The 399-nt window shown below is 41.1% G+C and carries 1 protein-coding gene; it reads right to left on the minus strand.

Annotated elements, in window-relative coordinates; all coding sequences use genetic code 11:
• The coding region (locus QN222_RS30455; protein ID WP_284005761.1) for a hypothetical protein at nt 1-347 on the minus strand (347 nt) is incomplete at its 3' end.
• Between the last annotated feature and the right edge of the window lie 52 nt (nt 348-399).

Genomic DNA, 399 nt, shown 5'->3' on the forward strand with positions numbered 1-399 from the left:
ATTCCGTTCCATTCCATTTCATTACATTCAGATTGATTCTTTTCAATTCCCTTAAACTCCATTATATTCCAATCCATTCTGGTTGTTTCCATTCCACTCCATTCCAGTCCTTTCCTTTCCATTCCACTCGGGTTGATTCCATTCCATTCCATTCCATTCCATTCCGGATGATTCCATTCCATTGCATTCCATTCCATTCCATTCCCCTGCACTCGGGTTGATTCCATTCCATTCCACTCCATTCCGTTCCGCTCCGTTCCCTTCCATTCCATTCCATTCCATTCTATTCGGGTTAATTCCATTCCATTCCATTCGATTGCAATAGAGTTGATTCCATTCCATTCCATTCCATTCCATTCCTTTCCATTACATTACGGATGATTCCATTCCATTTCATTC

Origin of the sequence: Sinorhizobium sp. 6-70 (assembly GCF_030124375.1) — a bacterium.
Taxonomy (GTDB): Bacteria; Pseudomonadota; Alphaproteobacteria; order Rhizobiales; family Rhizobiaceae; genus Sinorhizobium.